The organism is Streptomyces nymphaeiformis, from assembly GCF_014203895.1.
GTDB lineage: Bacteria > Actinomycetota > Actinomycetes > Streptomycetales > Streptomycetaceae > Streptomyces > Streptomyces nymphaeiformis.
Map to the genome: position 1 here is coordinate 463,747 of NZ_JACHJY010000010.1, position 23,254 is coordinate 487,000.

General features: G+C 73.3%; 19 protein-coding genes. 9 read left to right on the plus strand and 10 right to left on the minus strand.

The features are described 5' to 3' along the window. Positions 1–53: 53 nt before the first annotated feature. Complete coding sequence (locus GGE06_RS33150) at positions 54–422, minus strand: hypothetical protein (RefSeq protein WP_116162087.1); 369 nt, start codon at positions 420–422, stop codon at positions 54–56. A 436-nt stretch (positions 423–858) separates the two neighbouring features. Between GGE06_RS33150 and GGE06_RS33155 the strand changes: the two genes are divergently transcribed. The 4 genes from GGE06_RS33155 to GGE06_RS33170 are packed head-to-tail and all read left to right on the plus strand — an operon-like array spanning position 859 to position 5,200. Beyond that, positions 859–3,744, plus strand: a complete 2,886-nt coding sequence (locus tag GGE06_RS33155) for a sensor histidine kinase (protein WP_184932522.1) — start codon at positions 859–861, stop codon at positions 3,742–3,744. Next, complete coding sequence (locus GGE06_RS33160) at positions 3,741–4,178, plus strand: roadblock/LC7 domain-containing protein (RefSeq protein WP_116162089.1); 438 nt, start codon at positions 3,741–3,743, stop codon at positions 4,176–4,178. Before GGE06_RS33155 ends, GGE06_RS33160 begins: the two co-directional genes overlap by 4 nt. 10 nt (positions 4,179–4,188) lie before the next feature. Then, positions 4,189–4,614 (plus strand): DUF742 domain-containing protein, encoded by a 426-nt coding sequence (locus GGE06_RS33165; RefSeq protein WP_116162090.1) that lies wholly within the window; start codon positions 4,189–4,191, stop codon positions 4,612–4,614. Beyond that, positions 4,595–5,200: a GTP-binding protein gene (locus GGE06_RS33170; protein ID WP_116162091.1), complete on the plus strand. Its 606-nt coding sequence runs from the start codon at positions 4,595–4,597 to the stop codon at positions 5,198–5,200. Before GGE06_RS33165 ends, GGE06_RS33170 begins: the two co-directional genes overlap by 20 nt. Positions 5,201–5,245: 45 nt before the next feature. On the opposite strand, the gene GGE06_RS33175 is transcribed toward GGE06_RS33170, so the two are convergent. From GGE06_RS33175 to GGE06_RS33185, 3 genes are all read right to left on the minus strand, one after another. Beyond that, positions 5,246–6,478 (minus strand): lipid-transfer protein, encoded by a 1,233-nt coding sequence (locus tag GGE06_RS33175; protein ID WP_116162092.1) that lies wholly within the window; start codon positions 6,476–6,478, stop codon positions 5,246–5,248. Then, positions 6,430–6,903 carry a Zn-ribbon domain-containing OB-fold protein gene (locus GGE06_RS33180; RefSeq protein ID WP_184932523.1) on the minus strand — a complete coding sequence of 158 codons (474 nt, stop codon included), beginning with the start codon at positions 6,901–6,903 and terminating at the stop codon, positions 6,430–6,432. Before GGE06_RS33180 ends, GGE06_RS33175 begins: the two co-directional genes overlap by 49 nt. Positions 6,904–6,968: 65 nt before the next feature. Continuing rightward, positions 6,969–7,790: a M15 family metallopeptidase gene (locus GGE06_RS33185; protein ID WP_184932524.1), complete on the minus strand. Its 822-nt coding sequence runs from the start codon at positions 7,788–7,790 to the stop codon at positions 6,969–6,971. Between GGE06_RS33185 and GGE06_RS33190 the strand changes: the two genes are divergently transcribed. Then, a complete protein-coding gene (locus GGE06_RS33190) occupies positions 7,789–8,349 on the plus strand; it encodes an NUDIX domain-containing protein (protein ID WP_116162094.1) in 561 nt (186 codons plus the stop codon). The two genes, GGE06_RS33185 and GGE06_RS33190, sit on opposite strands and share 2 nt — an antisense overlap. 193 nt (positions 8,350–8,542) lie before the next feature. On the opposite strand, the gene GGE06_RS33195 is transcribed toward GGE06_RS33190, so the two are convergent. Then, positions 8,543–10,915 (minus strand): glycoside hydrolase family 31 protein, encoded by a 2,373-nt coding sequence (locus GGE06_RS33195; RefSeq protein ID WP_184932525.1) that lies wholly within the window; start codon positions 10,913–10,915, stop codon positions 8,543–8,545. 215 nt (positions 10,916–11,130) lie between these two features. On the opposite strand from GGE06_RS33195, the gene GGE06_RS33200 reads away from it, so the two are divergent. Further along, a complete protein-coding gene (locus tag GGE06_RS33200; RefSeq protein ID WP_116162096.1) occupies positions 11,131–13,104 on the plus strand; it encodes an acetoacetate--CoA ligase in 1,974 nt (657 codons plus the stop codon). A gap of 58 nt (positions 13,105–13,162) precedes the next feature. Here the strand turns inward: GGE06_RS33200 and GGE06_RS33205 are convergent, their stop codons facing one another. After that, complete coding sequence (locus tag GGE06_RS33205) at positions 13,163–14,251, minus strand: CU044_5270 family protein (protein ID WP_184932526.1); 1,089 nt, start codon at positions 14,249–14,251, stop codon at positions 13,163–13,165. Continuing rightward, complete coding sequence (locus tag GGE06_RS33210) at positions 14,248–15,042, minus strand: RNA polymerase sigma factor (RefSeq protein WP_184932527.1); 795 nt, start codon at positions 15,040–15,042, stop codon at positions 14,248–14,250. Before GGE06_RS33210 ends, GGE06_RS33205 begins: the two co-directional genes overlap by 4 nt. Positions 15,043–15,088: 46 nt before the next feature. On the opposite strand from GGE06_RS33210, the gene GGE06_RS33215 reads away from it, so the two are divergent. Next, complete coding sequence (locus GGE06_RS33215) at positions 15,089–16,825, plus strand: serine protease (RefSeq protein ID WP_246532902.1); 1,737 nt, start codon at positions 15,089–15,091, stop codon at positions 16,823–16,825. An 81-nt stretch (positions 16,826–16,906) separates the two neighbouring features. On the opposite strand, the gene GGE06_RS33220 is transcribed toward GGE06_RS33215, so the two are convergent. Then, positions 16,907–18,226, minus strand: a complete 1,320-nt coding sequence (locus GGE06_RS33220; protein ID WP_116162099.1) for an aminotransferase class I/II-fold pyridoxal phosphate-dependent enzyme — start codon at positions 18,224–18,226, stop codon at positions 16,907–16,909. Between the two features lie 45 nt (positions 18,227–18,271). Between GGE06_RS33220 and GGE06_RS33225 the strand changes: the two genes are divergently transcribed. Continuing rightward, positions 18,272–19,561: an MFS transporter gene (locus tag GGE06_RS33225; RefSeq protein WP_281402393.1), complete on the plus strand. Its 1,290-nt coding sequence runs from the start codon at positions 18,272–18,274 to the stop codon at positions 19,559–19,561. Between the two features lie 23 nt (positions 19,562–19,584). After that, on the plus strand, positions 19,585–20,478 hold the full coding sequence (locus tag GGE06_RS33230; RefSeq protein WP_184932528.1) for a DUF8829 domain-containing protein: 894 nt from the start codon (positions 19,585–19,587) through the stop codon (positions 20,476–20,478). 70 nt (positions 20,479–20,548) lie between these two features. Here the strand turns inward: GGE06_RS33230 and ptsP are convergent, their stop codons facing one another. Both ptsP and GGE06_RS33240 read right to left on the minus strand, forming a co-directional pair. Further along, positions 20,549–22,219 (minus strand): phosphoenolpyruvate--protein phosphotransferase, encoded by a 1,671-nt coding sequence (gene ptsP, locus GGE06_RS33235; RefSeq protein WP_116162102.1) that lies wholly within the window; start codon positions 22,217–22,219, stop codon positions 20,549–20,551. Between the two features lie 80 nt (positions 22,220–22,299). Continuing rightward, positions 22,300–22,749 carry a PTS sugar transporter subunit IIA gene (locus tag GGE06_RS33240; protein WP_116162103.1) on the minus strand — a complete coding sequence of 150 codons (450 nt, stop codon included), beginning with the start codon at positions 22,747–22,749 and terminating at the stop codon, positions 22,300–22,302. Between the last annotated feature and the right edge of the window lie 505 nt (positions 22,750–23,254).

Genomic DNA, 23,254 nt, shown 5'->3' on the forward strand with positions numbered 1-23,254 from the left:
CGAACGGCCCGGCACCCTTTCGAGGGTGCCGGGCCGTTCGCCGTCGTCGTTGTTCAGGCTGCTTCGGACAGCGGCGTCGTCTCCGCCCGGCTCTCCTCGCGTCGCGTCCGTATCGACGGACGGGCCGTGCTGCTCGGCTCCGACACCACGCCGTTGCGCTGACGCCACACCTGGCGGGTGATCCAGACGTCGAGGACGCTCCAGGTGGCCACGACCGTCGAGGCGACCGCGGTGATGGTCACCGGGAAGCCGAGCCAGGAGCCCGCGACCGTACTGAAGAAGGCCACCACGGCCTGGATGAGCGTCACCGACGTGATCATCACGGCCCGCACGGCGGCGTTGCGCACGGGGTCGGGCATCCGTCGTCGGCCCCGCTCCTCCTCCACCCACAACTGCCGCGCCGGCCGTGCCTCGTGTTCCATTGTCCCGTCACTCCCCACCACTGAACGACCTCAGGGTTGGCTGCCCGTCTTGAGCGCCTTTACACGGACACAACCCTCCCCGTACTCATTGACGCACGAGAGAGGGAAAAGGTTTCGTCCGGGTGGGGATGAACGCGGCCCGCGTCCCTGCGGAACGAACAGTTCCAGCCATCCGTGCAGGCCGGAGAAATGGCACACCATCAGGTGTCCTACGCCACAGTGGCCAATCCCAACTCCAGCAATACCAGGACATCTCATGATCAAGACTCACTCGACAGGCTGAAAATCGCTCGGACACGCCTTCGGGATGGCCGTGATGCAGTAGTAGGCTCGCGCCGCCGTTTGTTGAAATCCAAGGTTGACGCCGCGTGTTGACGCCGGCCGTCACGAACGTGAAGGACCCCCGTGGCGCACGGGGGCCGAGCTGGGGGAGGCCATGCGCTTTCGCGGGAAGTCCATCCGCAGGAAGATCGTGGCGTTGCTGCTCGTACCGCTCGTCTCCCTCACCGGACTGTGGGGTTTCGCCACGGTCCTGACGGGCCGCGAGGCCAACCAGCTCCTCGGCGTCCACTACATCGTCGACAAGGTCGGCTACCCCCTGGAGGACACCGCCCGGGTCATCCAGATCGAACGCCGCCAGTCGCTCGTCTACCTCGCCGACCCCCGTGGCTCCGACGCCCTCGCCTCCCTGCGCGAGACCCGCCGCGCCACCGACCGGCAGATCGCCCGCATCCGCGCCAACGCCGCCGACCCCAGCGTTCGCGAGGAGATGCGGCCCGTCACCAGCCAGCGGCTCAACTCCCTCCTCGACGCGCTCGACGGCCTCGCCTCGCTGCGCCGCTCCGTCGAGAACCGCGGCATCGGCCGCATGCAGGCCCTCGAGTTCTACAACCGGCTCGTCGACCCCTGCTACAGCTTCCTCATCACCCTCCACGCCCTCGAGAACGTGGAGATGGACAAGCAGGGCCGCGCCCTCGTCGGCATCACGCGCGCGCGTGAACTGCTCTCCCGCGAGGACGCCCTCGTCCTCTCCGCGCTCGTCGCGGACCGCGTCACCTCCGAGGAGATCCGCGCGATCTCCGACCTCGTCGCCAACCGCGAGCAGTTCTACGAGGTCAACCTCGAACTCCTGCCCTCCGCCGAGCGCGAGCACTTCGAGAAGTACTGGCGCAGCCCCGACACCCAGCCGCTGCGCACCGCCGAGAACGCGATCATCGAAGAGGGCCCCACCGGCAGCCCGCGCGCCATCACCGCCGCACGCTGGCAGGACCAGGCGAGCCCCGTCCTCGACGCCCTCGCCCGCGAGAACACCGCCGCCGGCGACCGCTACCAGGAACGCGTCAAGCCCGCCGCGTACAGCGTCCTCCTCAAGGTCGGCATCGCCGGCGTCCTCGGCTTCCTCGCCCTGCTCGCCTCGATCGTCATCTCCGTCCGCATCGGCCGCCGCCTCATCCGCGACCTGCGCCGCCTGCAGAAGGAGGCCCAGGAGGTCTCCGGCGTCCGGCTGCCCAGCGTCATGCGCCGCCTCGCCGCCGGCGAGCAGGTCGACGTCGGCACCGAGGTGCCGCACCTGAAGTACGGGGAGGACGAGGTCGGCCAGGTCGGCCAGGCCCTCAACACCCTCCAGCGCGCCGCCGTCGAGGCCGCCGTCAAGCAGGCGGAACTCCGCCGCGGCGTCTCCGAGGTGTTCGTCAACCTCGCCCGCCGCAACCAGGTCCTGCTCCACCGTCAGCTGACCCTCCTCGACACCATGGAGCGGCGCACGGAGGACACCGACGAGCTGGCCGACCTCTTCCGCCTCGACCACCTCACCACCCGCATGCGCCGGCACGCCGAGGGCCTCGTCATCCTGTCCGGCGCCGCCCCCTCCCGCCAGTGGCGCAAGCCCGTCCAGCTCATGGACGTGGTCCGCGCCGCCGTCGCCGAGGTCGAGGACTACGAGCGGATCGAGGTGCGCCGGCTGCCCCGCCTCGGCGTGGGCGGCCCCGCCGTCGCGGACCTCACCCACCTCATCGCGGAACTCCTCGAGAACGCCACGGTGTACTCGCCCCCGCACACCGCCGTCCAGGTCCTCGGCGAGCGCGTCGCCAACGGCTTCACCCTGGAGATCCACGACCGCGGCCTCGGCATGAACCCCGACGCCCTGCTCGACGCCAACCTCCGGCTCGCCGAGACCCCCGAGTTCGAGCTCTCGGACACCGACCGGCTCGGCCTGTTCGTCGTCAGCCGGCTCGCCCAGCGCCAGAACGTCCGCGTCTCGCTCCAGACCTCCCCGTACGGAGGGACCACCGCGGTCGTCTTCATCCCGGCCGCGCTGCTCACCGACGCGCCCGAGACCCAGGGCGCCGGATTCCGGCTCGACCGCAAGACCCTGGAGCGCCCGGGCGGGACCGACGACGCGTCCACCGACGCAGCCCTGCCCCTCCGCAGGCCGGCCCTCACCAAGGTCCCCGACGTGACCGAGGCGCCCGGACCGCTGGACGGCCCCGTGGAGCTGGAGGCACCGCTCGGCACCGAGGACTTCGACGCCCTCCTCGACCGGTCCGCCGACCTCCTCGACAGCGACAGCGAGCGCGGCGGCCTCTTCCGGCCCCGCGACCGCCGCCGCAGCGGACTCGCGCCCGCCGGGGAGCAGCACGAGCAGGCCCCGGACCGGACCGCGGGCCGCGGCGACCAGGACGCGCCCGCCGACGGCACGCTCCCCGGCCCCGTACAGCTGCCGCGCCGCCGCACCCCGACGCTCGTCGTGGACCACGGCCGCCGCCTCGACGAACCGGACGGCGCCCACGCGCAGCCCGACCGCGGGCACCCGCAGCCGGGCCGCGCCCACGCCCAGGCCGACCGCTCCCAGCCGCAGCCCGACCGCGCGCACCCGCAGGAGCACCGGACGGACTTCCCGCAGGACGACCGGCGCGGAACCAGGCACGGCGACCGGCCGGGTCTCCCGCAGGGCGACGCGCGGGGCGTCCTGCCGGGGCCGGGCGCCGGTCCCGTCCTCGTCCCCGTACCGCCGGACGGTCCCGTACCGCCGGCGGGCCCGGACCCGTTCGGCGGCCTGCCGCGCCGCGTCCGCCAGGCCAGCCTCGCGCCCCAGCTGCGCGAGACCGAGGCCAAGGCCGGCCGGGGCGCGGGAAGCCGCACCGACACCCGTACGGGCACCACGGCTCCGTCCGACGGGCCCGACTCCTTCGAGCGCGACGCCGAGGAGGTACGCGCCCGCATGGCCGCCATGCAGCGCGGCTGGCAGCGCGGCCGGCGGGACACCACAGAGCCGGACGACCCGACAGCACAAGGAACGACACCCGAGGGGGACGGTCGATGACCGCACCGAACGCCGCAGCACCCAGCACGACCTCCGGAAACGGCGAACTGAACTGGCTCCTCGACGAGCTCGTCCAGCGCGTCGGGTCCATCCGGAAGGCCCTGGTGCTCTCCAGCGACGGGCTTCCCACCGGTGCCTCCCAGGAGCTGACCCGCGAGGACGGCGAGCACCTGGCCGCCGTGGCCTCCGGCTTCCACAGCCTGGCCAAGGGCGTCGGCCGCCACTTCGAGGCGGGCAAGGTCCGCCAGACGGTCGTCGAGCTGGAGGACGCCTTCCTCTTCGTCACGGCCGCCGGCGACGGCAGCTGCCTGGCGGTGCTCGCGGACGCCGACTCGGACGTCGGCCAGGTCGCCTACGAGATGACGCTGATGGTGAAGCGGGTCGGGGCCCACCTCACGACGGCTCCCCGGACCGGCCTGCCCTCGGGAGGGTGAGTGGGACGTCATGAGTGACGAAGCCGAGCGCAGCCGGCGGGAGCCGGGCCCGACTCCCGGCCACCACCACTGGTTCGACGACGAGGCCGGGCCGGTGGTCCGTCCGTACGCGATGACCCGCGGACGGACGAGCGCCGCCACCCGCCACCGGCTCGACCTGATCGCGGTGGTCGTCCCCGAGCCCGCCGCCGACGACCCCGGCCGGGACCAGACGCTCTCCCCGGAACACGTGGAGATCGTCGAACGCTGCTCCGAGCAGCCCCAGTCGATCGCCGAGCTCGCCGCCGGACTCGACCTCCCCGTCGGGGTGGTCCGGGTCCTCGTCGGCGACCTCGTCGAGGACGAACTCGTCCATGTGACCCGCCCCGTTCCGCCGGCCGAGCTGCCGGACGTGAGCATCCTTCGCGAGGTGATCAATGGCCTTCGGGCGCTCTAGCCGCACCAAGCCGTTCGTCGAGCCGGTGACCCTGAAGATCCTCGTCGCGGGCGGGTTCGGGGTCGGCAAGACGACGCTGGTGGGCGCGGTCAGCGAGATCCGGCCCCTGCGGACCGAGGAGGTCCTCACCGAGGCCGGGCGGCCCGTCGACGACCTGCACGGCGTCGAGACCAAGACGACCACCACGGTCGCCATGGACTTCGGCCGGATCACCCTCCGTGAGGACCTCGTCCTCTACCTCTTCGGCACGCCCGGGCAGGACCGCTTCTGGTTCCTGTGGGACGAGCTGGCGCAGGGAGCCCTGGGCGCGATCGTCCTCGCGGACACCCGCCGCCTGGAGGACAGCTTCGCCGCCATCGACTACTTCGAGCGGCGCGGCATCCCGTTCACGGTGGCCGTCAACTGCTTCGAGGGCGCGCAGCGGTTCCCGGCGGAGAGCGTGCGCGGCGCGCTCGACCTCGACCCCGAGGTGGAGCTGCTGATGTGCGACGCCCGGGACCGCGAGTCCGTGAAGAACGTCCTCGTGGCGGTCGTCCAGCACGCCCTCGTCCTCGCGGACCGCAGCCCCGCCGCCGTCACGACCTGACGGCGGGGGGCTCGGCGCCGGCCCCAGGGGCACCTCCCGGCGTGCCTACCGCACCGCCACCACCGCCGAACCGTGCCCGAACAGGCCCTGGTTCGCGGTGATGCCGACCCTGGCCCCCGGCACCTGCCGGTCGCCCGCCGTGCCGCGCAGCTGCCAGGTCAGTTCGCAGACCTGGGCGATCGCCTGCGCGGGCACCGCCTCCCCGAAGGAGCCCAGGCCGCCGCTGGTGTTGACCGGTACGCGTCCCCCGAGGGCCGTGGCGCCGTCCCGCAGCAGCTTCGCGCCCTCGCCCGGCGCGCAGAGCCCGATGTCCTCGTACCACTCCAGCTCGAGCGCGGTGGACAGGTCGTACACCTCGGCCAAGGACAGGTCCTCGGGCCCCACCCCCGCCTCCTCGTAGGCGGTGCGGGCGATCGAGGCGCGGAAGCCGAGCGGGGCGGGGGAGACGGCCGCCGCCGAGTCGGTCGCGATGTCGGGGAGGTCGAGCACCGCCTTGGGGTACGTGGGGGAGACGGTGGACACCGCCCGGACCCGGACCGGGTCGGGGTGCCCGTGCCGCCGCGCGAACTCCATGCTGGACAGCACGAGCGCGGCGCCTCCGTCCGAGGTCGCGCAGATGTCGAGGAGCCGCAGCGGATCGGCGACGACGGCCGAGGCCGCGACCTCCTCGGCGGTCACGCGCGCGCGGTAGCGGGCCAGCGGATTGAGCGCGCCGGCCGCCGCGTTCTTCACCTTCACCTGGGCGAAGTCCTCGACCGTGTCGCCGTACAGCGCCATCCTGCGGCGCGCGTACAGCGCGAAGTACGCCGGGTTGGTCGCCCCGAGCACCCGGAACCGCAGCCAGTCCGGGTCGCCGGGCCTCTCGCCGCCGGCCGGGGCCAGGAACCCCTTCGGCGTCGAGTCCGCGCCCACGACCAGGACCACGTCGGCGAGCCCCGCCAGGATCTGGGCCCGGGCGGTCCCGATGGCCTGGGCGCCCGAGGCGCAGGCGGCGTACACGCTGGTGACCCGCGCCCCCTGCCAGCCGAGGGCCTGCGCGAAGGTCGCCCCCGCCACGTACCCGGGGTAGCCGCACCGCATGGTGTCGGCGCCGACGACCGAGCCGATGTCGGACCACTCCAGACCGGCGTCGGCGAGCGCGGCGCGGGCGGCGGCCGTCCCGTACGAGACGAAGCTCCGGCCCCACTTGCCCCAGGGGTGCATCCCGGCCCCGAGCACGGCGATGTCGTTCACGACCGCTCCTCCCGTACGCCCCGGGCGACCGGCCGCCAGTTCCATGCGGTCCAGACGTGCTCCTCGTCCTCGTTCAGGACCCCGGGCACCACCTCGACCTCCGTCCCGACGGCGAGGTCGGCCGTCGACACGCCGGGCGCCGCCTGCCCGAGCACCACCATCGCCTCGGCCGCGAGCTCGACGGCGACGAGGGTGTACGGCTCCCAGGGCGCGTCCGGATCGGAGACGTACGGGGCGGGCGGACGGTACCGCCCGTCGGTGTACGACCAGACCCGGCCGCGCGGCGAGAGCGGGACCTCCGCCAGCTCCCCGCCGCCCGGACAGCCGGGGTTGCGGCACCAGTCGTCCTCGCGCGGGAAGAAGACCGACGCGCAGGCCGTGCAGCGGGTGCCGAGCAACCGGAACTCCGCCTCCGGCACGGTGTCGTCGGTGAACCATCCGGCCACCACCGGTCTGCGCGTCCGTGCCATCGGGACCTCCCGTGATCTGACGAAGCGTCAGAAGTGTGCCACGGGAGGCCGGTGCTGAGAAGGGCTCAATGCCCTGCCACCGACCTCCGTGCCACCGGGAAGTCGAAGAACGTGGCCGGGAACGGCTCCGGCTTGAAGGTGAAGTGCCACCACTCCTCGGGCAGGTTCACGAACCCCTGCTCGGCGAGCGCGCCCCCGAGCAGCTGCCGGTTGGCCCGCTGCGCGCCCTGGATCCGCGGGTCCTCGGTGTGCGAGCGCGTGTCGAAGCAGTCGTACCCGGTCCCCATGTCCACGGAGTTGTCCGGGAAGCGCTCCGCCTGCGGCGCCCAGCACTCCACCAGCTCCTCACCCGGTACGTACGCGCGCGTGGGCGCCGCCGGCAGCCGCACGATCGTCAGATCGACCGTCGAACCCCGGCTGTGCCCCGACTTCTCCGCGATGTAACCGTCCGCGAACAGCCTCGACTTGTCGACGAGCGGATAGAACTCCTTCTTCATCCGCTCGTCCTCCAGGTCCTTCGCCCAGCGCACGAAGTGGTCCACGGCCCGCTGCGGCCGGTAGCAGTCGTACACCTTCAGCGTGTAGCCCCGGGCGAGCAGCCGGACCTGCGCGCGGTGCAGCGCCTCGGCGGCGGGGCGGGTCAGGATGCAGAGCGGCTGCCGGTAGCCGTCCACCGGCTCGCCGACGAAGTTGTGCTCGGTCGTGTAGCGCATCTCCTGGAGGATCGTGGGGTCCACGGAGCTCAGGGCCACGAACTCCCGGGGCGCCTTCGGCTCCGGCGCGGCCGAGGCCGGGGGAGCGGGCGCGACGACGGAACCGGTGACGGCGAGGAGTCCGGCCGCGGCCGCGACGGCGAGGGTACGGAAAGCGGTTGCGAGTCCAGTCATGCGCACCGTCTATCAGTTCCGGCAGCGCCGGGAAAGGGTGATCGCATACCGTCGGGCCGTGAAGGACTCCCACTGCTCCTCCTGCGGCGCGGCCCACCCCGCCGACGCCGGCTGGCCCCGCACCTGCCCGGCCTGCGGCCACACCGCCTACCGCAACCCGCTGCCCGTCGCCGTCGCCCTCCTCCCCGTCACCGACACGCGGGGAACCGGCCTCGTCGTCGTCACCCGCACCATCGAACCCGCCCTGGGCGGCGTCGCGCTGCCCGGCGGCTTCATCGACCACGACGAGGACTGGCGCGCCGCCGTCGCCCGCGAACTCCGCGAGGAGACCGGCATCCCCGCCTCGGCCGAGGAGATCCGCCTCGCCGACGCCATGAGCTCCCCGTCCGGCCACCTCCTCCTCTTCGGCCTCCTCCCGCCCCGTCCGGCCGCCCAACTCCCGCCGTCCACCCCCACGGACGAGACGAGCGGCCACCACCTGCTCCACACTCCCGAGGAACTGGCCTTCCCGCTGCACACGGAGGCGGTACGGAAGTGGTTCGACGGGGCGTACGGGTGACAGGCCCCGGGTGCTGGATCCAACCTCCAGGATCCAGCGCTCGGGATCCAATCACCGGGATCCAACCTTGGGGATCCAACACCCGGGATCCAGCACCGGGGATTCAGCAGCGTGGATCCAATCTCCAGGATCCGATCTCCAGGATCAGGATCCAATCTCCAATATTCGGCTACTGGATAGTGGATCCACGCCCTCACAGCCCCCGCACCCGCACCGGCAGCCCCGCCTCCTCCACCCCGTCGTCCGTGACCCGCTCCACCACCACGTGCCCGTCCACGAGCCGCGACTGGTACCGCTCGATCGTGGCCGGTTCCCAGCCGTCCCCGGTGTCCCGTACGACGAGCCCGCCGCCCGTACGCCCCGCGGCGGGGGCCCACACCTCCAGGACGAGCTCGTCCTCCTCGCCGCGCACGGGGAGCACGGTCCCCGCCCGGGCCAGGACCGGCACGCGGGAGAGCGGCGCGTCGAGCAGCACCTGACCCGGACCCTCGTACGCCTGCCCCGTCGCCGTGTCGTACCAGCGTCCGCGCGGCAGCCGCACCGCCCGCCGGTCCGCACCCCGGGTGAGGACCGGTGCCACGAGCAGCCCGTCGCCGAGCAGGAACGCGTCCTCGCAGTCGCGCAGCGCCCGGTCCTCGGGATTCCCCCACCACACCGGGCGGACGTACGGCGCGCCCGTCATCCGGGCCAGCCGGGCCAGCGTCGTGAAGTACGGCCGCATCCGCTCCCGTTCGGCCAGCGCGACGCGCGCGTGCTCCAGGACCTCGGGGCCGAACTCCCACGGCTCGCGCCGCCCCGCGTCGATCGCCGCGTGGGTACGGAAGAGCGGGAGCCACGCGCCCAGCTGGTACCAGCGCAGGAACAGCTCCGGCGACGGGCTGCCGTCGAAACCGCCCACGTCGGGACCCGAGTAGGGCACCCCGCACAGCCCCAGGCCCAGGACGAGCGAGAGCGAGGCCCGCAGCCCCGGCCAGCCCGTCGAGACGTCGCCGGACCACGTGCCCCCGTACCGCTGCATGCCCGCCCAGCCGGACCGCGAGAAGAGGAAGGGCCGTTCGTCCGGCCGTAGCCGGCGCAGCCCCTCGTAGCCGGCCCGGGCCATCGCGAGCCCGTACACGTTGTGCGCCTCCCGGTGGTCGCCGCCCCGCCCCTCCAGGGAGTGCCGCGCCGAGCGGGGCAGGGTCGGGTCGCCGAAGGGGACGAAGGACACCGGCTCGTTCATGTCGTGCCACACCCCGGCGAAGCCCTGCCGGAGCCGCTCCTCGTACAGACCGCCCCACCACTCCCGTACCGCGGGATCGGTGAAGTCCGGGTAGGCGCACTCGCCGGGCCACACCACCCCGCGCACCTCCTGGCCGCGCGCGTCCTTCACGAACGCGTCCACCGCCGCCCCGCCGTCGTAGACCGGGTCGCCGGGTTCGGCCTTCACCGCCGGGTCCACGATCGACACCAGGCGCACGCCCTGCTCCCGCAACTCCTCCGCGAGTCCCGGAAGATCGGGGAACCGCTCCCGGTCGACCGTGAACACCCGGTGCCCGTCGTAGTGATCGATGTCCAGGTGTACGGCGGACAGCGGCAGCCCCCGCTCCCGGTACCCCGCCACCACCCGGCGCACCTCCCGTGCGCTGCCGAAGCCCCAGCGCGCGTGCTGCGGCCCGAGTGCCCAGGACGGGGGGAGCGCGGGCGCGCCCGTCAGCGCCGCCCAGCCGTGCAGCACGCGCGCGGGGGTGCCGACGACCACCCAGCAGCGCAGCGGCCCGCCCGTCATCCGCACCTCGCTGGTTCCCGGCCGGTCGTGCCCGGACCCGGCCCCCTCCTCGCCCTCGGCGAGGGTGATCCGGCCGTCCCAGGTGTTGTCGTGGAAGGCCAGGTGCGTACCTGCGTCCGAGACCACGAACTGCACGGGCATGGTCAGGTAGAGCGGATCGTCGCCGGGGCCGAAGCCACCCTTGGGGTCGGTGTTCCACAGCCGGTACGAGCCGTCCCGCAGGCGCGGCCCCGCCGACCGCCCGCCGAGCCCGAAGAACCGCGCGTCGGCCGGCACCTCACTGCGCTGCACCCACCGCCCGCCCCCCGACGCCACCGCCCCGGCACCGTCACCCGCCACCGGCTCCCACCAGCGCGGCGGGAGGTCACGGCGGAGCAGCACCCCGCCCGGGGTCCGGAGCTCCACCGCACCGTGCCGGGAGACCGTCACCGTCACCCGCTCCGACACGATCCGCCACCCCCCGTCGGTGTCCGGTTCGAGGGAGGCACGAGGATCAGGGTCGGGCGCCTCGCCGGCCAGGGCGTACGAGGGGAGCGGTCCGGCCCCGTCCCACCCCCAGAACACCGTGCCGCCCGCCGACACACAGATCCGGAGCGAGGACCGGGCGAACCGGACGGTCCCCCCGCCCGGAGCCGCCTCCGCCTCCACCGCGAGCCCCGGCACCCTCGCCCGCTCCGCCCCCCGGGGCGGCAGCCCCCACGCGTCCGTACGGCGCCGCCGCCACGCCGACCGCACCGCCCGCAAGCCCTGCACCGAACCGAACACTTTCATCGAACGCACCAGTTCCCGACCGTCCATGCAGCTCACCCTGCCACCCGCCGGAGCGCGAACCGGTTCCGTTCAGCTGCCGTTCACCCGTGGTGGGAGCACATGTTCAACTGCCCGACCATGGGCGGGCAGACCTGGTGCGATCGACGATCACATGGCATCGTCCTGTCAGCCGCGTCACGCGCACACCCCAGCACGTGCGCGAGACACACGCAGACCCGCGTACAGCCAGGGAGCCGCCCCAAATGACATCAGCAGCGCCGACCGAGCCGCTCTGGCAGCCGGACGAGGAACGCATCGCCACGGCCGCCGTCACCCGCTTCCAGGCCTGGGCCGCTGAGCACCACGGCGCCCCCGCCGAGGGCGGGTACGCGGCGCTCCACCGCTGGTCGGTCGAGGAACTCGAAGCCTTCTGGCAGGCCGTCGTCGAGTGGTTCGACCTCCGCTTCTCCACCCCGTACGAGCGGGTCCTCGGCGACCGCTCCATGCCCGGCGCCGAGTGGTTCCCCGGAGCCACCCTCAACTACGCCGAGCACGCCCTGCGCGCTGCCGACGAGCGCCCCCATGACACGGCCCTGCTTCATGTGGACGAGACACATGAGCCCACGCCGATCACCTGGGGCGAGCTCCGCCGCCAGGTCGGCTCCCTCGCCGCCGAACTCCGCGCCCTCGGCGTGAACCCCGGCGACCGCGTCAGCGGCTACCTGCCCAACGTCCCGCAGTCCGTCGTCGCGCTCCTCGCCACCGCCGCCGTGGGCGCCGTGTGGACCTCCTGCGCCCCGGACTTCGGCGCCCGCAGCGTCCTCGACCGCTTCCAGCAGGTCGAGCCGGTCGTCCTCTTCACCGTCGACGGCTACCGCTACGGCGGCAAGGAGCACGACCGCCGCGACACCGTCGCCGAGCTGCGTGCCGAGCTCCCGACCCTCCGCGCCGTCGTCCACATCCCGCTCCTCGGCACCCCGGCCCCCGAGGGCGCCCTCGCCTGGTCCGACCTGGTCGCCGCCGACGTCGAGCCGGTCTACGAGCAGGTGCCGTTCGCGCACCCGCTGTGGGTCCTGTACTCCTCCGGCACGACCGGCCTGCCGAAGGCGATCGTCCAGTCGCAGGGCGGCATCCTCGTCGAGCACGTCAAGCAGCTGGGCCTGCACTGCGACCTCGGCCCCGAGGACGTGTTCTTCTGGTACACCTCCACCGGCTGGATGATGTGGAACTTCCTCGTCTCCGGCCTCCTCACCGGTACGACCGTCGTCCTGTACGACGGCAGCCCCGGCTACCCCGACACCGCGGCCCAGTGGCGCGTCGCCGAGCGCACCCGCGCCACCCTGTACGGCACCTCCGCCGCGTACGTGATGGCCTGCGCCAAGGCGGACGTCCACCCCGGCCGGGACTTCGACCTCTCGGCCGTGAAGTGCGTCGCCACCACCGGCTCCCCGCTGCCCCCCGACGGCTTCCGCTGGCTCCACGACGAGGTCCGCGAGAACCTGTGGATCGCCTCCGTCAGCGGCGGCACGGACGTCTGCTCCTGCTTCGCGGGTGCCGTCCCCACGCTGCCCGTCCACATCGGCGAGCTCCAGGCCGCGGGCCTCGGCACCGACCTCCAGTCCTGGGACCCCTCCGGGAAGCCCCTGATCGGCGAGGTCGGCGAGCTGGTCGTCACCAACCCCATGCCGTCCATGCCGATCCACTTCTGGAACGACCCCGACGGCAGCCGCTACCGCGACAGCTACTTCGAGATGTTCCCGGGTGTCTGGCGCCACGGCGACTGGATCACGATCACGGACCGCGGCTCGGTCGTCATCCACGGCCGCTCCGACTCCACCCTGAACCGCCAGGGCGTCCGGATGGGAAGCGCCGATATCTATGAGGCCGTCGAACGCCTCCCCGAGATCCGCGAGTCCCTGGTCATCGGCCTGGAGGAACCGGACGGCGGATACTGGATGCCGCTCTTCGTGCACCTCGTGGACGGCGCCACGCTGGACGACGAGCTGATCGACCGCATCAAGCGGACGATCCGCAGCGAACTCTCCCCGCGCCACGTCCCCGACGAGATCATCGAGGTCCCGGGCGTCCCGCACACCCTCACGGGCAAGCGCATCGAGGTCCCGGTCAAGCGCCTGCTCCAGGGCACCCCCCTGGCCAAGGCCGTCAACGCGGGCTCGGTCGACGACCTCGGCCTCCTCCACTTCTACGAGACCCTCGCGGCCAACCGCCGGGGCTGAGCGCACGAGCGGGGCCCGCCGATCCGACCGGATCGGCGGGCCCCGCTCGTTTCGACGGTCAGCCCTTCGGCCGCTCGCCGGGCGCCGGGGCGGCCGCCTTGGCGAGCACCGCCGAGACTCCGAGGACCGTCCCCGCCCGGCCCGCCGAGGTGGTCTCGGTGAGGACGGTGCGCTCGCCGAGGAACGCCGACGACGCCCGGTCGAAGATCCACTGGGTCTGCTCGCCGTGGGAGGTACGGGCCACGGCGACGCCCTCGCGTCCGGCCGCGTCCTTCGCGGACGGCAGCACGGTCACCCCGGGGATCCGCGCCGCCGCCTCGTACAGCGCGGCGGTGACCTTCGGCGGAGCCCAGGTCTCGGCGAGCAGCGTCCCGATCGCGGTGAACGCCCGCTGATCGGCATCGCCCCCGCCCGCGCGCGTCTGGTCCTGGATCAGGCGCAGCAGGACTCCCGGATCCGTGGGGAGGGTCGCCACGTACGCGTGCGTCGGGTTGGTGACGGACGGTGGCGCCGCCTCCACGGTGGTCTTCCGCGGGGTGGCCCCTCGGTGGTCCACCTCGTACACGGGCATTTCGGCGCCGAGTTCCGTGTCGGGGGCACCGGGCTCGCGCAGCAGTCCCGGTCGGCTGCCGTCGACGGACAGCCACACCTCGCGCCGGTGCGCGGGCGGCAGCGTGGCGGCACCGCCGGCCGCGTCGCGCCCCGCGTGGGCGACGAGGCTCCTGACGTAGACGTACTCACCGGGCCGGACGGAGGGCGCGGGAGCGGCGGCCGCGGCGAGCGCGGCACCGGACAGGACCTTCACCGCCTCGGCCGAGGCGGCCGGTCCGGCGGAGATACGGCCCGGGGTCCCTGTGGTTCCGTCCTGGGGCGCGAGCACGACGACACCGGCGACGACCGCGCAGGCGGCCATCGGCGCGACGATCCAGCCGAGCCGGATCCCCTGGCGCGGCCGGACCGCGCGCACCGGGCGGGCGCTCGCGCCTTCCCCGGCGGCCAGGGCGGTCCGCAGGACGGCGTGCCTGAGGTGCTGGTTCCGCTCGGCGGTCAGCTCGGGCACCGGAGGCGGGGGCAGCAGCTCGGTGAGCTCGGCACACAGGAGCTCGTCCGCGTCGGCGTGCGGCGAGCGGGGGGTGAAGGCGTTCATGCCTGGTTCTCCGGGGTGGGTCGGGGCGCGAAGGCCGGGCGGACGGTCGAGCGGACGGAGAGGGCGCCGGGCACGGCGAGGGATTCGGGCACGGCGAGGGGTCCAGGTGCCGCTCCCGGCACGGAGGCAGGTCCGGCGTGGGGGAGTGCACCGTCGGAGGCGGGAGGCGAGCCCGCCGCCCCGCCCGCGTCGCCGCCACGGGCGGCCCGCCCGGTCGAACGGACCGGGGCAGCGGCGGACCGCTCCCGGCGCCGGGCCGAGCGCAGTTCGGCCTCGGCGAGCTTCCGGAGCCGTTCACGGGCCCGGGACAGCCGGGAGCGCACGGTGCCGACCGGGATGCCAAGGGCCTCCCCGGCGGCCGCGTAGTCCAGACCCGCCCACACCACGAGCGTGAACACCTCGCGCTCGCGCCGTTTGAGCTTGCCGAGCGCGGCGCGCGCGGCGCGGATCTGCTCGCCGTCGGTCATCCGGGCGAGTACGTCGTCGGCGAAGTCCGGCAGGACGCCGCGCTCGGGGATCCTGGCGAGCGCCGCGTCCCGCCGGCGCGCCTCGCGGGCCGCGCCGCGCATGATGTTGGTCGCGATGCCGAGCAGCCACGGCCGCAGGCTGCCGCCGTCGGCGTGCACCTTCCCGCGGCAGCGCCAGGCCTCCAGGAAGGCGGCGGACACGACGTCCTCCGCGGCCGCCCGGTCCCCGCACACCCGGTAGGCGTAGTGGTACAGCACGCGTGCGTGCTCGTCGTACGCCTCTCCGAGCGCCGTGGGGTCCCCGGCGCGGAAACGATCTCTCATAGGTGATTCCACATCTGGCACTGGGCGCTGGTTCGCCGGGGTTCCCGTGACCTGGACCACACGCCTCACCGGCCCCACCGACCTCCCGGCCGATGTGACCCAGGTCACGGGAACGCCTCTCCCGCTGCGAGCAGTGCTGGGCATGAACGATTCCTCGACACCCAGCCGTACGACGGACACCAACGCCGCAGCCGGCCCGACCGGCCCCCGCACCCCCGGCCGCCGCACCCTCCTGCGCTCCCTGGCCCTCACCGCGGTCATCGCGGGCACGACCCTCTCCGCCCTGCCCCCGACCGCCGTCGCGGCGTCCGGCACCCCCGAGACGTACACCCTGACGATCCGGCACCTCGACCGCGCGGGCGCCGCCACCGGCGGCTACAGCACCCACGTCACCGGCATCTCGGGCCCCGGCGCCCAGGAGGAGGCCGCTCCCTACGACGCGTCCGGCACGGTCACCGTCCGCCTGCCCAAGGGGCGCTACCTGCTCGACTCCACGCTGTACGGCCCCGATCCGGCCACCGGCACCGACTGGGTCGTCCAGCCCCGCCTGGACCTGAACGGCGACACGACCGTCACCGTCGACGCCCGGACGACCTCCCCGGTGGACGTCCGCCCGCCGGAGTCCGGCGCCCGCTACCTGAACAGCATCGGCTTCGTCGAGGTCACCCACGAGGGCACCACCCGCTCGGCGAACATCATGATGGGCCGCGAGGGCCTGCGCGTGGCCCACCTCGGCCCGGCCGCCGAATCGGGCTCGGTCAAGGAGTGGTTCGACACCTACTGGTCCGGGGCGCGCTCCGACTACGCGCTCGGCTACACCTTCACCTCCGACCGCGCCCTGACCGGCCTCGTCCGCCACCCGGCAGCCGACAAGCTGGCCACGGTCAAGATCCGGGGAGCGGCCGCCGAGGGCGCGACCGGCACCGGGTTCGTCTCCGTCCAGCCCAGCGCCGGCCCCACCGTCGGTCTCGCCCAGTCCCTCCAGCTCCCCGCCACCGCGACCGTGAAGGTCACCCCGGAGCGGGGCCGCTGGGACGTCACCTTCACGGGCCCGGCCGCGCCCGAGACCCCGCCCAACCGGTACGAGGCGAACGGAATCGCGGTCCACGCGGGCGCGACCGTCACGCAGACCTTCGACAACGCCGTCTTCGGGCCCGCCCTCGACACCACGCCCGGCGCCCGCCCGGCCGGCGTCCGCGACGGCAAGACGATCGCGCTCGACATCCCGCTGCTCGCCGACGGGGACGGCCACACCCCGAGCGCACCGCGCTTCCGCACCGCGACCACCACGCTCCACCGCGACGGCGTCCTGATCGGCACCCGTCAGGGCGAGCCCGGCCGCGCCGAGTTCACCACCACCCCCGGAAAGGCCTCGTACCGGCTGACCGCCTCGGCGACCCGGGGCGACGGCACGGCGTCGGCCGGAAGCGTCACCGCCTCCTGGACCTTCACCTCGGCCGCCACCACCGGCGCCACGGCCCTGCCGCTGAGCATCGTCCGCTTCGCCCCCGACCTCGCCCTCGACGGCACCGCCCCGGCCGGGACCCTGCTCCAGGTGCCGGTCACCGTCCAGGGCGCGGCCGCCGGGACCGGCGTCCGGTCCCTGACCGTGTCGATGTCCGCCGACGGCGGCACCACCTGGACGCGCGTCCCGGTCGTCGACGGCAAGGCGGGCCTCCGCACCCCCGGCCCCGGCAAGACCGTCTCGCTTCGTGCCGAACTGACCGACACCCAGGGCAACACCCTCACCCAGACCCAGCGGGGCGCCTTCCGCACCCGCTGACCCCACACCGACCGGACGCTCCGGGAAGGGCCTCGACCCTCCCCGGAACGTCCCCACGTCACGGGCGCGCCCCGGCCGCGGTCAACCGCCGTACGTCGCCTGGGCGTCCCCCAGGACCTCGGCGAAGTCCGCCGCAAGCCGCACCGCGTCCGCCGGCGCGAGCGTCGCCGTCGTGATCCGTACGGCCGGAGGGGCCGCGATCCGGAACCGCGCACCTGCGGCGACCCACCAGCCCTGCGTCCGCAGCCCGTTCACGACCGCCGACTCGTCCCGCACCGGCACCCACACGTTCAGGCCGCTCGACCCCATCGCCCGGATCCGGTACGCGCCGAGCGCGCCGATCAGCGCCGCGCGCCGCTCCGCGTAGGCCGCCTCGCCCGCGGCCACCAGGTCCCGCACGGCCGCGTCGGCGAGCAGACCCGCCACCGTCTCCTGCAGGACGTGACTGACCCAGCCCGAGGTCATCAGCATCCGCCCGTCGTGCCGCGCCAGCGTCACCGCGTCGCACGCGACCCCGGCCCAGCGCAGGTCGATGCCGAGGTGCTTGGACACGGTCCGCACCTGCGCCCACCGGTCGAGCCCGGCCGCCGCGAGGGTGTACGCCGCGGCCCCGCCGACCTCCGCGTTGTGATCGTCCTCGACGACGAGCACTTCGGGGAACTCCCGGAGCACCGCCACCAGTTCGTCCCTACGCGCGCGCGTGAAGAACGCCCCTGTCGGACACTGGCCCCGCGGACTGCACACCACCGCGCGCACCCCGCCCCGCAGTGCGGCCCGCAGCGCCTCCGGTACGAGCCCCTCGCCGTCCACCGTCACCGGCACCATCCGCAGACCCAACGCGGGCACCAGGTCGAGCAGATGGTGGAATCCCGGATCCTCCACCGCCACGGCGTCCCCGGGCCGCAGCTCCGTGGAAAGCAGCCGCGCGATGCAGTCGAGGGCGCCGTGCGCGAAGGTCACGTGCTCCGCCGGCACCCCGTCCCGCTCGAACCACGCCCGGGTCAGCGCCTCCAGGTGCGCGAGCCGCGGCGCGGCGCGATGGGATCCGTACACCGGGGCGACCGAGGCCGGGGGTCGCAGTACGGGATGAAAGGCCGGGTCCGGATGTCCGCCGGCCAGGTCCACCAGGCCGGCGGGCACGCGCGGCGGACGCCGGGAGGCCACCGACGGCACGTCCGCCACCACGGTCCCGCCCCGGCCCCGCGTGACGATCAGCCCCCGCTGCCGCAATTCCTTGTAAGCCGTGGCGACGGTCCCCGGACTCACCCCCAACTCGTCGGCGAGCCGCCGCACCGGCGGCAGGGCGTCGCCCGGGGCGAGCCCGCCCTCGGACACGCCCCGCTCCACGGACGCGGCAATCCCCTTGGCCGTCGCCCCTTCGATCGCATATTGTGCTGCCACGTAATCAATTATGTATCGATACAAAGAAGTTCGCAAGGGGGACCCATGAGCCGCAGCACCACACCACCCACCCGACAGCCCCTCAAGGACCGCATCCCCGGTGGCACCGACGGCCGCCGCATGCTCCTCGTCGGCTTCATCGACAAGTGCGGCACCGGACTCTGGTCCACGGCCATGGCCCTCTACTTCACCTACGTCACCGGACTCGGCCTCGGCCAGGTCGGCCTCCTCATCGCCCTCTCCGGCGCCGCGGGCATCGCCGGCGCCCCCCTCGGCGGCCGCCTCGCCGACCGCTTCCCCCTCGTCCGCGTCATCGTCTGCACCCAACTCCTGCGCGCCGCCGCCCTCCTCGCCCTCCTCACCACCGACAACTACCTGCTCCTCGTCCTCTTCTCCGCCGCCGGCGCCCTGCCCGACCGCGCCACCAACGTGCTCACCAAGCTCTACGCGGCCCGCGTCGCCGGCCCCGACCGCATCCGCTACCAGGCCATCAACCGCACCGCCGGCAACCTCGGCTGGACCCTCGGCGGCCTCGGCGCCGCCGCCGCACTCGCCATCGGCTCCACCACCGCCTTCCAGCTCCTGCTCATCGGCGACGCCCTGTCCTACCTCGTGATGGCCGCCCTCACCCTCCGCTGCGCCGAACCCCCCGCCCCCGCGACCTCACGCGTCGCCGCCGTCTCCACCGACCCGGCCCCCACCGCCAAGCCCTCCAACCCCTGGCGCGACCGCAGCTTCCTCGCGTTCACCACCGGCGACGCCGTCTTCTACCTCCACGACTCGATCATCCAGGTCGCCCTGCCGCTCTGGATCGTCCACGCCACCGAGGCCCCCGTCGGCCTCGCACCGCTCCTGATGGTGGTCAACAGCGCCCTCGTCGTGCTCTTCCAGGTCCCGCTCTCCCGCTTCGGGGCCACCACCGACGCCGCCCGCCGCCTGTTCCGCCCCCTGGCCGGCCTCTTCGCGGTCGCCACGCTCGCCCTCGCCGCCTCCGCCCTGGGCGGCCGCACCCTCGCGATCACCGCCATGATCACGGCAGCGGTCGCCCTCACCTTCGCCGAGATGATCCACACCATCGCCTCCTGGGAGCTCTCCATCGCCCTCGCCCCCGACGACGCCCAGGGCGCCTACCTCGGAGTCCACGGCCTCGCCCAGTCCACCCAGCGCTTCGCCGGCCCCCTCCTCATGACCGGCCTCATCTCCGCGGGCCCCCTCGCCTGGCCCCTGCTCGGCGCCGCCCTGGTCGCCACCACCGCCGCACAGAACCGCCTCGTCCGCCGACGCCTCACCGAGCCGTCACTGTCAGTGGCGAAGATTACGGTGAGTGAGCACTGATCGGAGCGTCACCAGGGGGAGACATGACCCGCACCGGCACCACCACCGCACACCTCCGCCGCGCCCTGCGCCGCGAAGTCCCCAGCACCGTCGGACTCCTCGCCGACGAGCAGGACTTCGCCGCCATGCGGCAGTACCGCACCTTCGTCTTCGACGACCACGCCACCTACCTGCGACAGATCGAGGCCCTCCTCAGGACCCTCGCGAACCAGGGCGGCCACACCACCGTCACCCTCTTCGACCCCGAGGAGTACGCGGCCTGGTGCGCCGAGACCGGCACCGACCCCGACCACCCCGCCAGCCGCAGCCGCTTCACCGCCCACCTGGCCATCACCGGCGCCCGCGTCACCTACACCGGGCAGCCCCTCACCACCCTCCTCCCCGAACTCGTCGACACCGCCGTCCGCCAGGCCACCTGGGAGTACGCCACCACCGTCCTCGCCACCGCCGGAGACTGCGCCCGCTGCGGCAAGGACATCGGCAAAGCCGCCTACGCGCGGGCGGGCCGCCTGCTCCTACGACTCCTCCAAGCCGCCGGACCGGGCACCCACCACCTCGTCTGCAGCGTCCAGGCCGCCGACGACCAACTCCTCGCCGTCCTCCACACTCACGGCACCACACCACCCATCGACGAAACCGCGGCACCGGAGTTCACCGCGGTACTCGCCACCGGCATCGCCCTCGCGGCACCCGGCGGAGTCGTCCTCCGCACCACCACCCCCGGCGCACCCGATCGGCTCCACGGCTGGCGCCTCACCGACGGCACCCTGACCCCCCTCACCGAGGCCGAGGTCTTCGCCGCCTACTGCACCGACGCCCGCACCGGCGAACCGCTCTCCCCGGAACCGGGCGTCGAGTACCGCGCCGGCCTCCCCCTCGCCCCCGACCCCGACGACGACTGGACCAGCCACCACTGACCCCGCACACGACGAAGGGGCTCCCCGTCACCACGTGACGGAAAGCCCCTTCGTCAAGCATCCCGGGAGGTCACTCCCCGGACAGCACCGCCTGCGCGGCCATCCGCGCGTCATGCGCCGTGTCCGCGGTACGCGCCGCGGCCGCGGCCCGCTCGCACTGCGCCAGCGTGTACTTGGCGAGCGTCGCCCGCACATACGGAATCGACGCCGCGCCCATGGAGAGAGAGGTGACGCCCAGACCGGTCAGCACACACGCGAGCAGCGGATCCGAAGCGGCCTCGCCACAGACACCGCAGCTCTTGCCCTCGGCCTTGGCCGCCTCGGCGGCCAGCGCCACCAGGTCGAGCAGCGCCGGCTGCCACGGGTCCTGGAGCCGGGACACCGCACCGACCTGGCGGTCGGCCGCGAACGTGTACTGCGCCAGGTCGTTGGTGCCCAGCGACAGGAACTCGACCTCCTGCAGGATCGAACGCGCCCGCAGCGCGGCCGAGGGAATCTCGACCATCGCACCGAACTTCGCCCGCAGCCCCGCCTCACGGCACGCGTCGGCGAACGCCTTCGCGTCCGTACGGTCGGCCACCATCGGAGCCATGACCTCGAGGTACACCGGCAGCCCCTCGGCCGCCTTCGCCAGCGCGGTCAGCTGCGTCCGCAGCACCTCCGGGTGGTCGAGCAGCGACCGCAGACCCCGCACACCGAGCGCCGGGTTCGGCTCGTCCACCGGCGTCAGGAAGTCCAGCGGCTTGTCGGCGCCCGCGTCGAGCACCCGCACGACCACACGGCCCTCGGGGAACGCCTCCAGCACCTTGCGGTACGCCTCGACCTGCTTCTCCTCGGACGGCGCCTTCTTGCTGTCGTCCAGGAAGAGGAACTCCGTACGGAACAGACCGACGCCCTCGGCACCGGCCTCCACCGCCGCGGGCACGTCCGCAGGACCGCCGACGTTCGCGAGCAGCGGCACCTTGTGCCCGTCGGAGGTCGCGCCGGGACCGCTGGACGTGGCCAGCGCGGCCTTGCGCTCCGCCGCGGCCTTCGTCAGCTCCGCCTTCTTCTCCTCGCTCGGGTCCACGAAGAGCTCGCCCGTGGAACCGTCGACCGCGATGAGCGTGCCCTCGGCCAGCTCACCCGCGCCCGGCAGCGCCACGATCGCCGGCACACCCAGCGCCCGCGCGAGGATCGCGCTGTGGCTGGTCGGCCCACCCTCCTCCGTCACGAACCCGAGCACGAGCGCCGGGTCGAGCAGCGCCGTGTCGGCGGGCGCCAGGTCCCGCGCGATCAGCACGTACGGCTCGTCACTGTCCGGCACGCCCGGCATCGGCACGCCGAGCAGCCGCGCGACGATCCGGTTCCGCACGTCGTCCAGGTCCGCGACCCGGCCCGCCATGTACTCGCCGGCACCCGCCAGCAGCTCGCGGTAGTGCGAGAAGGCGTCGTAGATACCGCGCTCGGCCGTGCTGCCGACCGCGATCCGGCGGTCGACGTCGGCGATGAGCTCCGGGTCCTGGGCGATCATCGCCTGGGCCTCCAGCACCGCCTGGGCCTCACCGCCGGCCAGATTGCCCCGGGCAATCAGGTCCGCGGCCACAGCCTCCACGGCCTGACGGGCGCGCCCCTGTTCGCGCTCCGCCTCGTCCGCGGGGATCTGCTTGGCCGGCGGCTCCAGAACCGCCGTGCCCATGTGCCGGACCTCGCCGATCGCCACTCCGTGGCTGACGCCGACGCCTCGCAGCGTTGTCTCCATCTCACCCGTCTCCGATTGAGCGGCGGCCCCGGCCGCCGCGTTGAATGTCGAACTCGCGGTCGTCACGACGACGGACCGGCTCAGCTCCAGCCGAAGAGCTGGTCGCCGGCCTTCACGTCGCCGTCCTCGACGACTCCGGAGAGCGAGTCCGCGGTGGCCTCGAGGGCCACGATGGGACAGATGGGGGACTTGCCGGCCTCCTCGACCGAGGCGGGGTTCCACCGGACGACGGCCTGTCCGCGCGTCACCCGGTCACCCTTGCTGACGAGCAGCTCGAAGCCTTCGCCGTTGAGCTGGACGGTGTCGATACCGAGGTGGGTCAGCACACCGTGTCCCTCGTCGTCGACGACGACGAACGCGTGCGGGTGCATGGAGACGATGACCCCGTCGAGCGGGGAGACGGCCTCCGAAGGCTCACGTACGGGATCGATGGCGGTACCGGGACCGACCATCGCACCGGAGAAGACCGGGTCGGGAACTGCGGCGAGACCGATGGCGCGTCCAGCAAGCGGCGACGTCACGGTTGTCATGGGAAGCCTCCCAGGGGCGGAGATCGTGTTACGCCGTCACTACCTGTCCTGGACGGCGTACTGTTCTGAAGCGTATGTCATAGGAAGTCCCGGTTCCGCACGAGACGTACCCATTCTGCGGAGCTAGGGACTACCTGAACGATTTGCCTCTACTGACGGTGGGATGTACTGTCGTACTCCTGCCTGACCCCAACGCGGCCTTGAGTCGCGGGTCGGCAGCACCTATCAAGCCAGATCCTAACCCCAGTGGTCTACACCTCTGCGTGCTCGCAGGGGATGTGGTCAGGGGGACCGAGAAAGCCTGGTAATGTTCAACCCCGCCGGGAACGGAAAGCGCGAATAGCGAATTCCTGCCCCAGCAACCCGCTCCAGCGGGTGGCAGAAACGGAAATCGGATCTGCTAAGCTGGAAAACGAAGGAAGCGCCCGGAGGGCCCGGAAACGGGAACGAAGGAAGCGTCCGCACCTTGAGAACTCAACAGCGTGCCAAAAATCAACGCCAGATT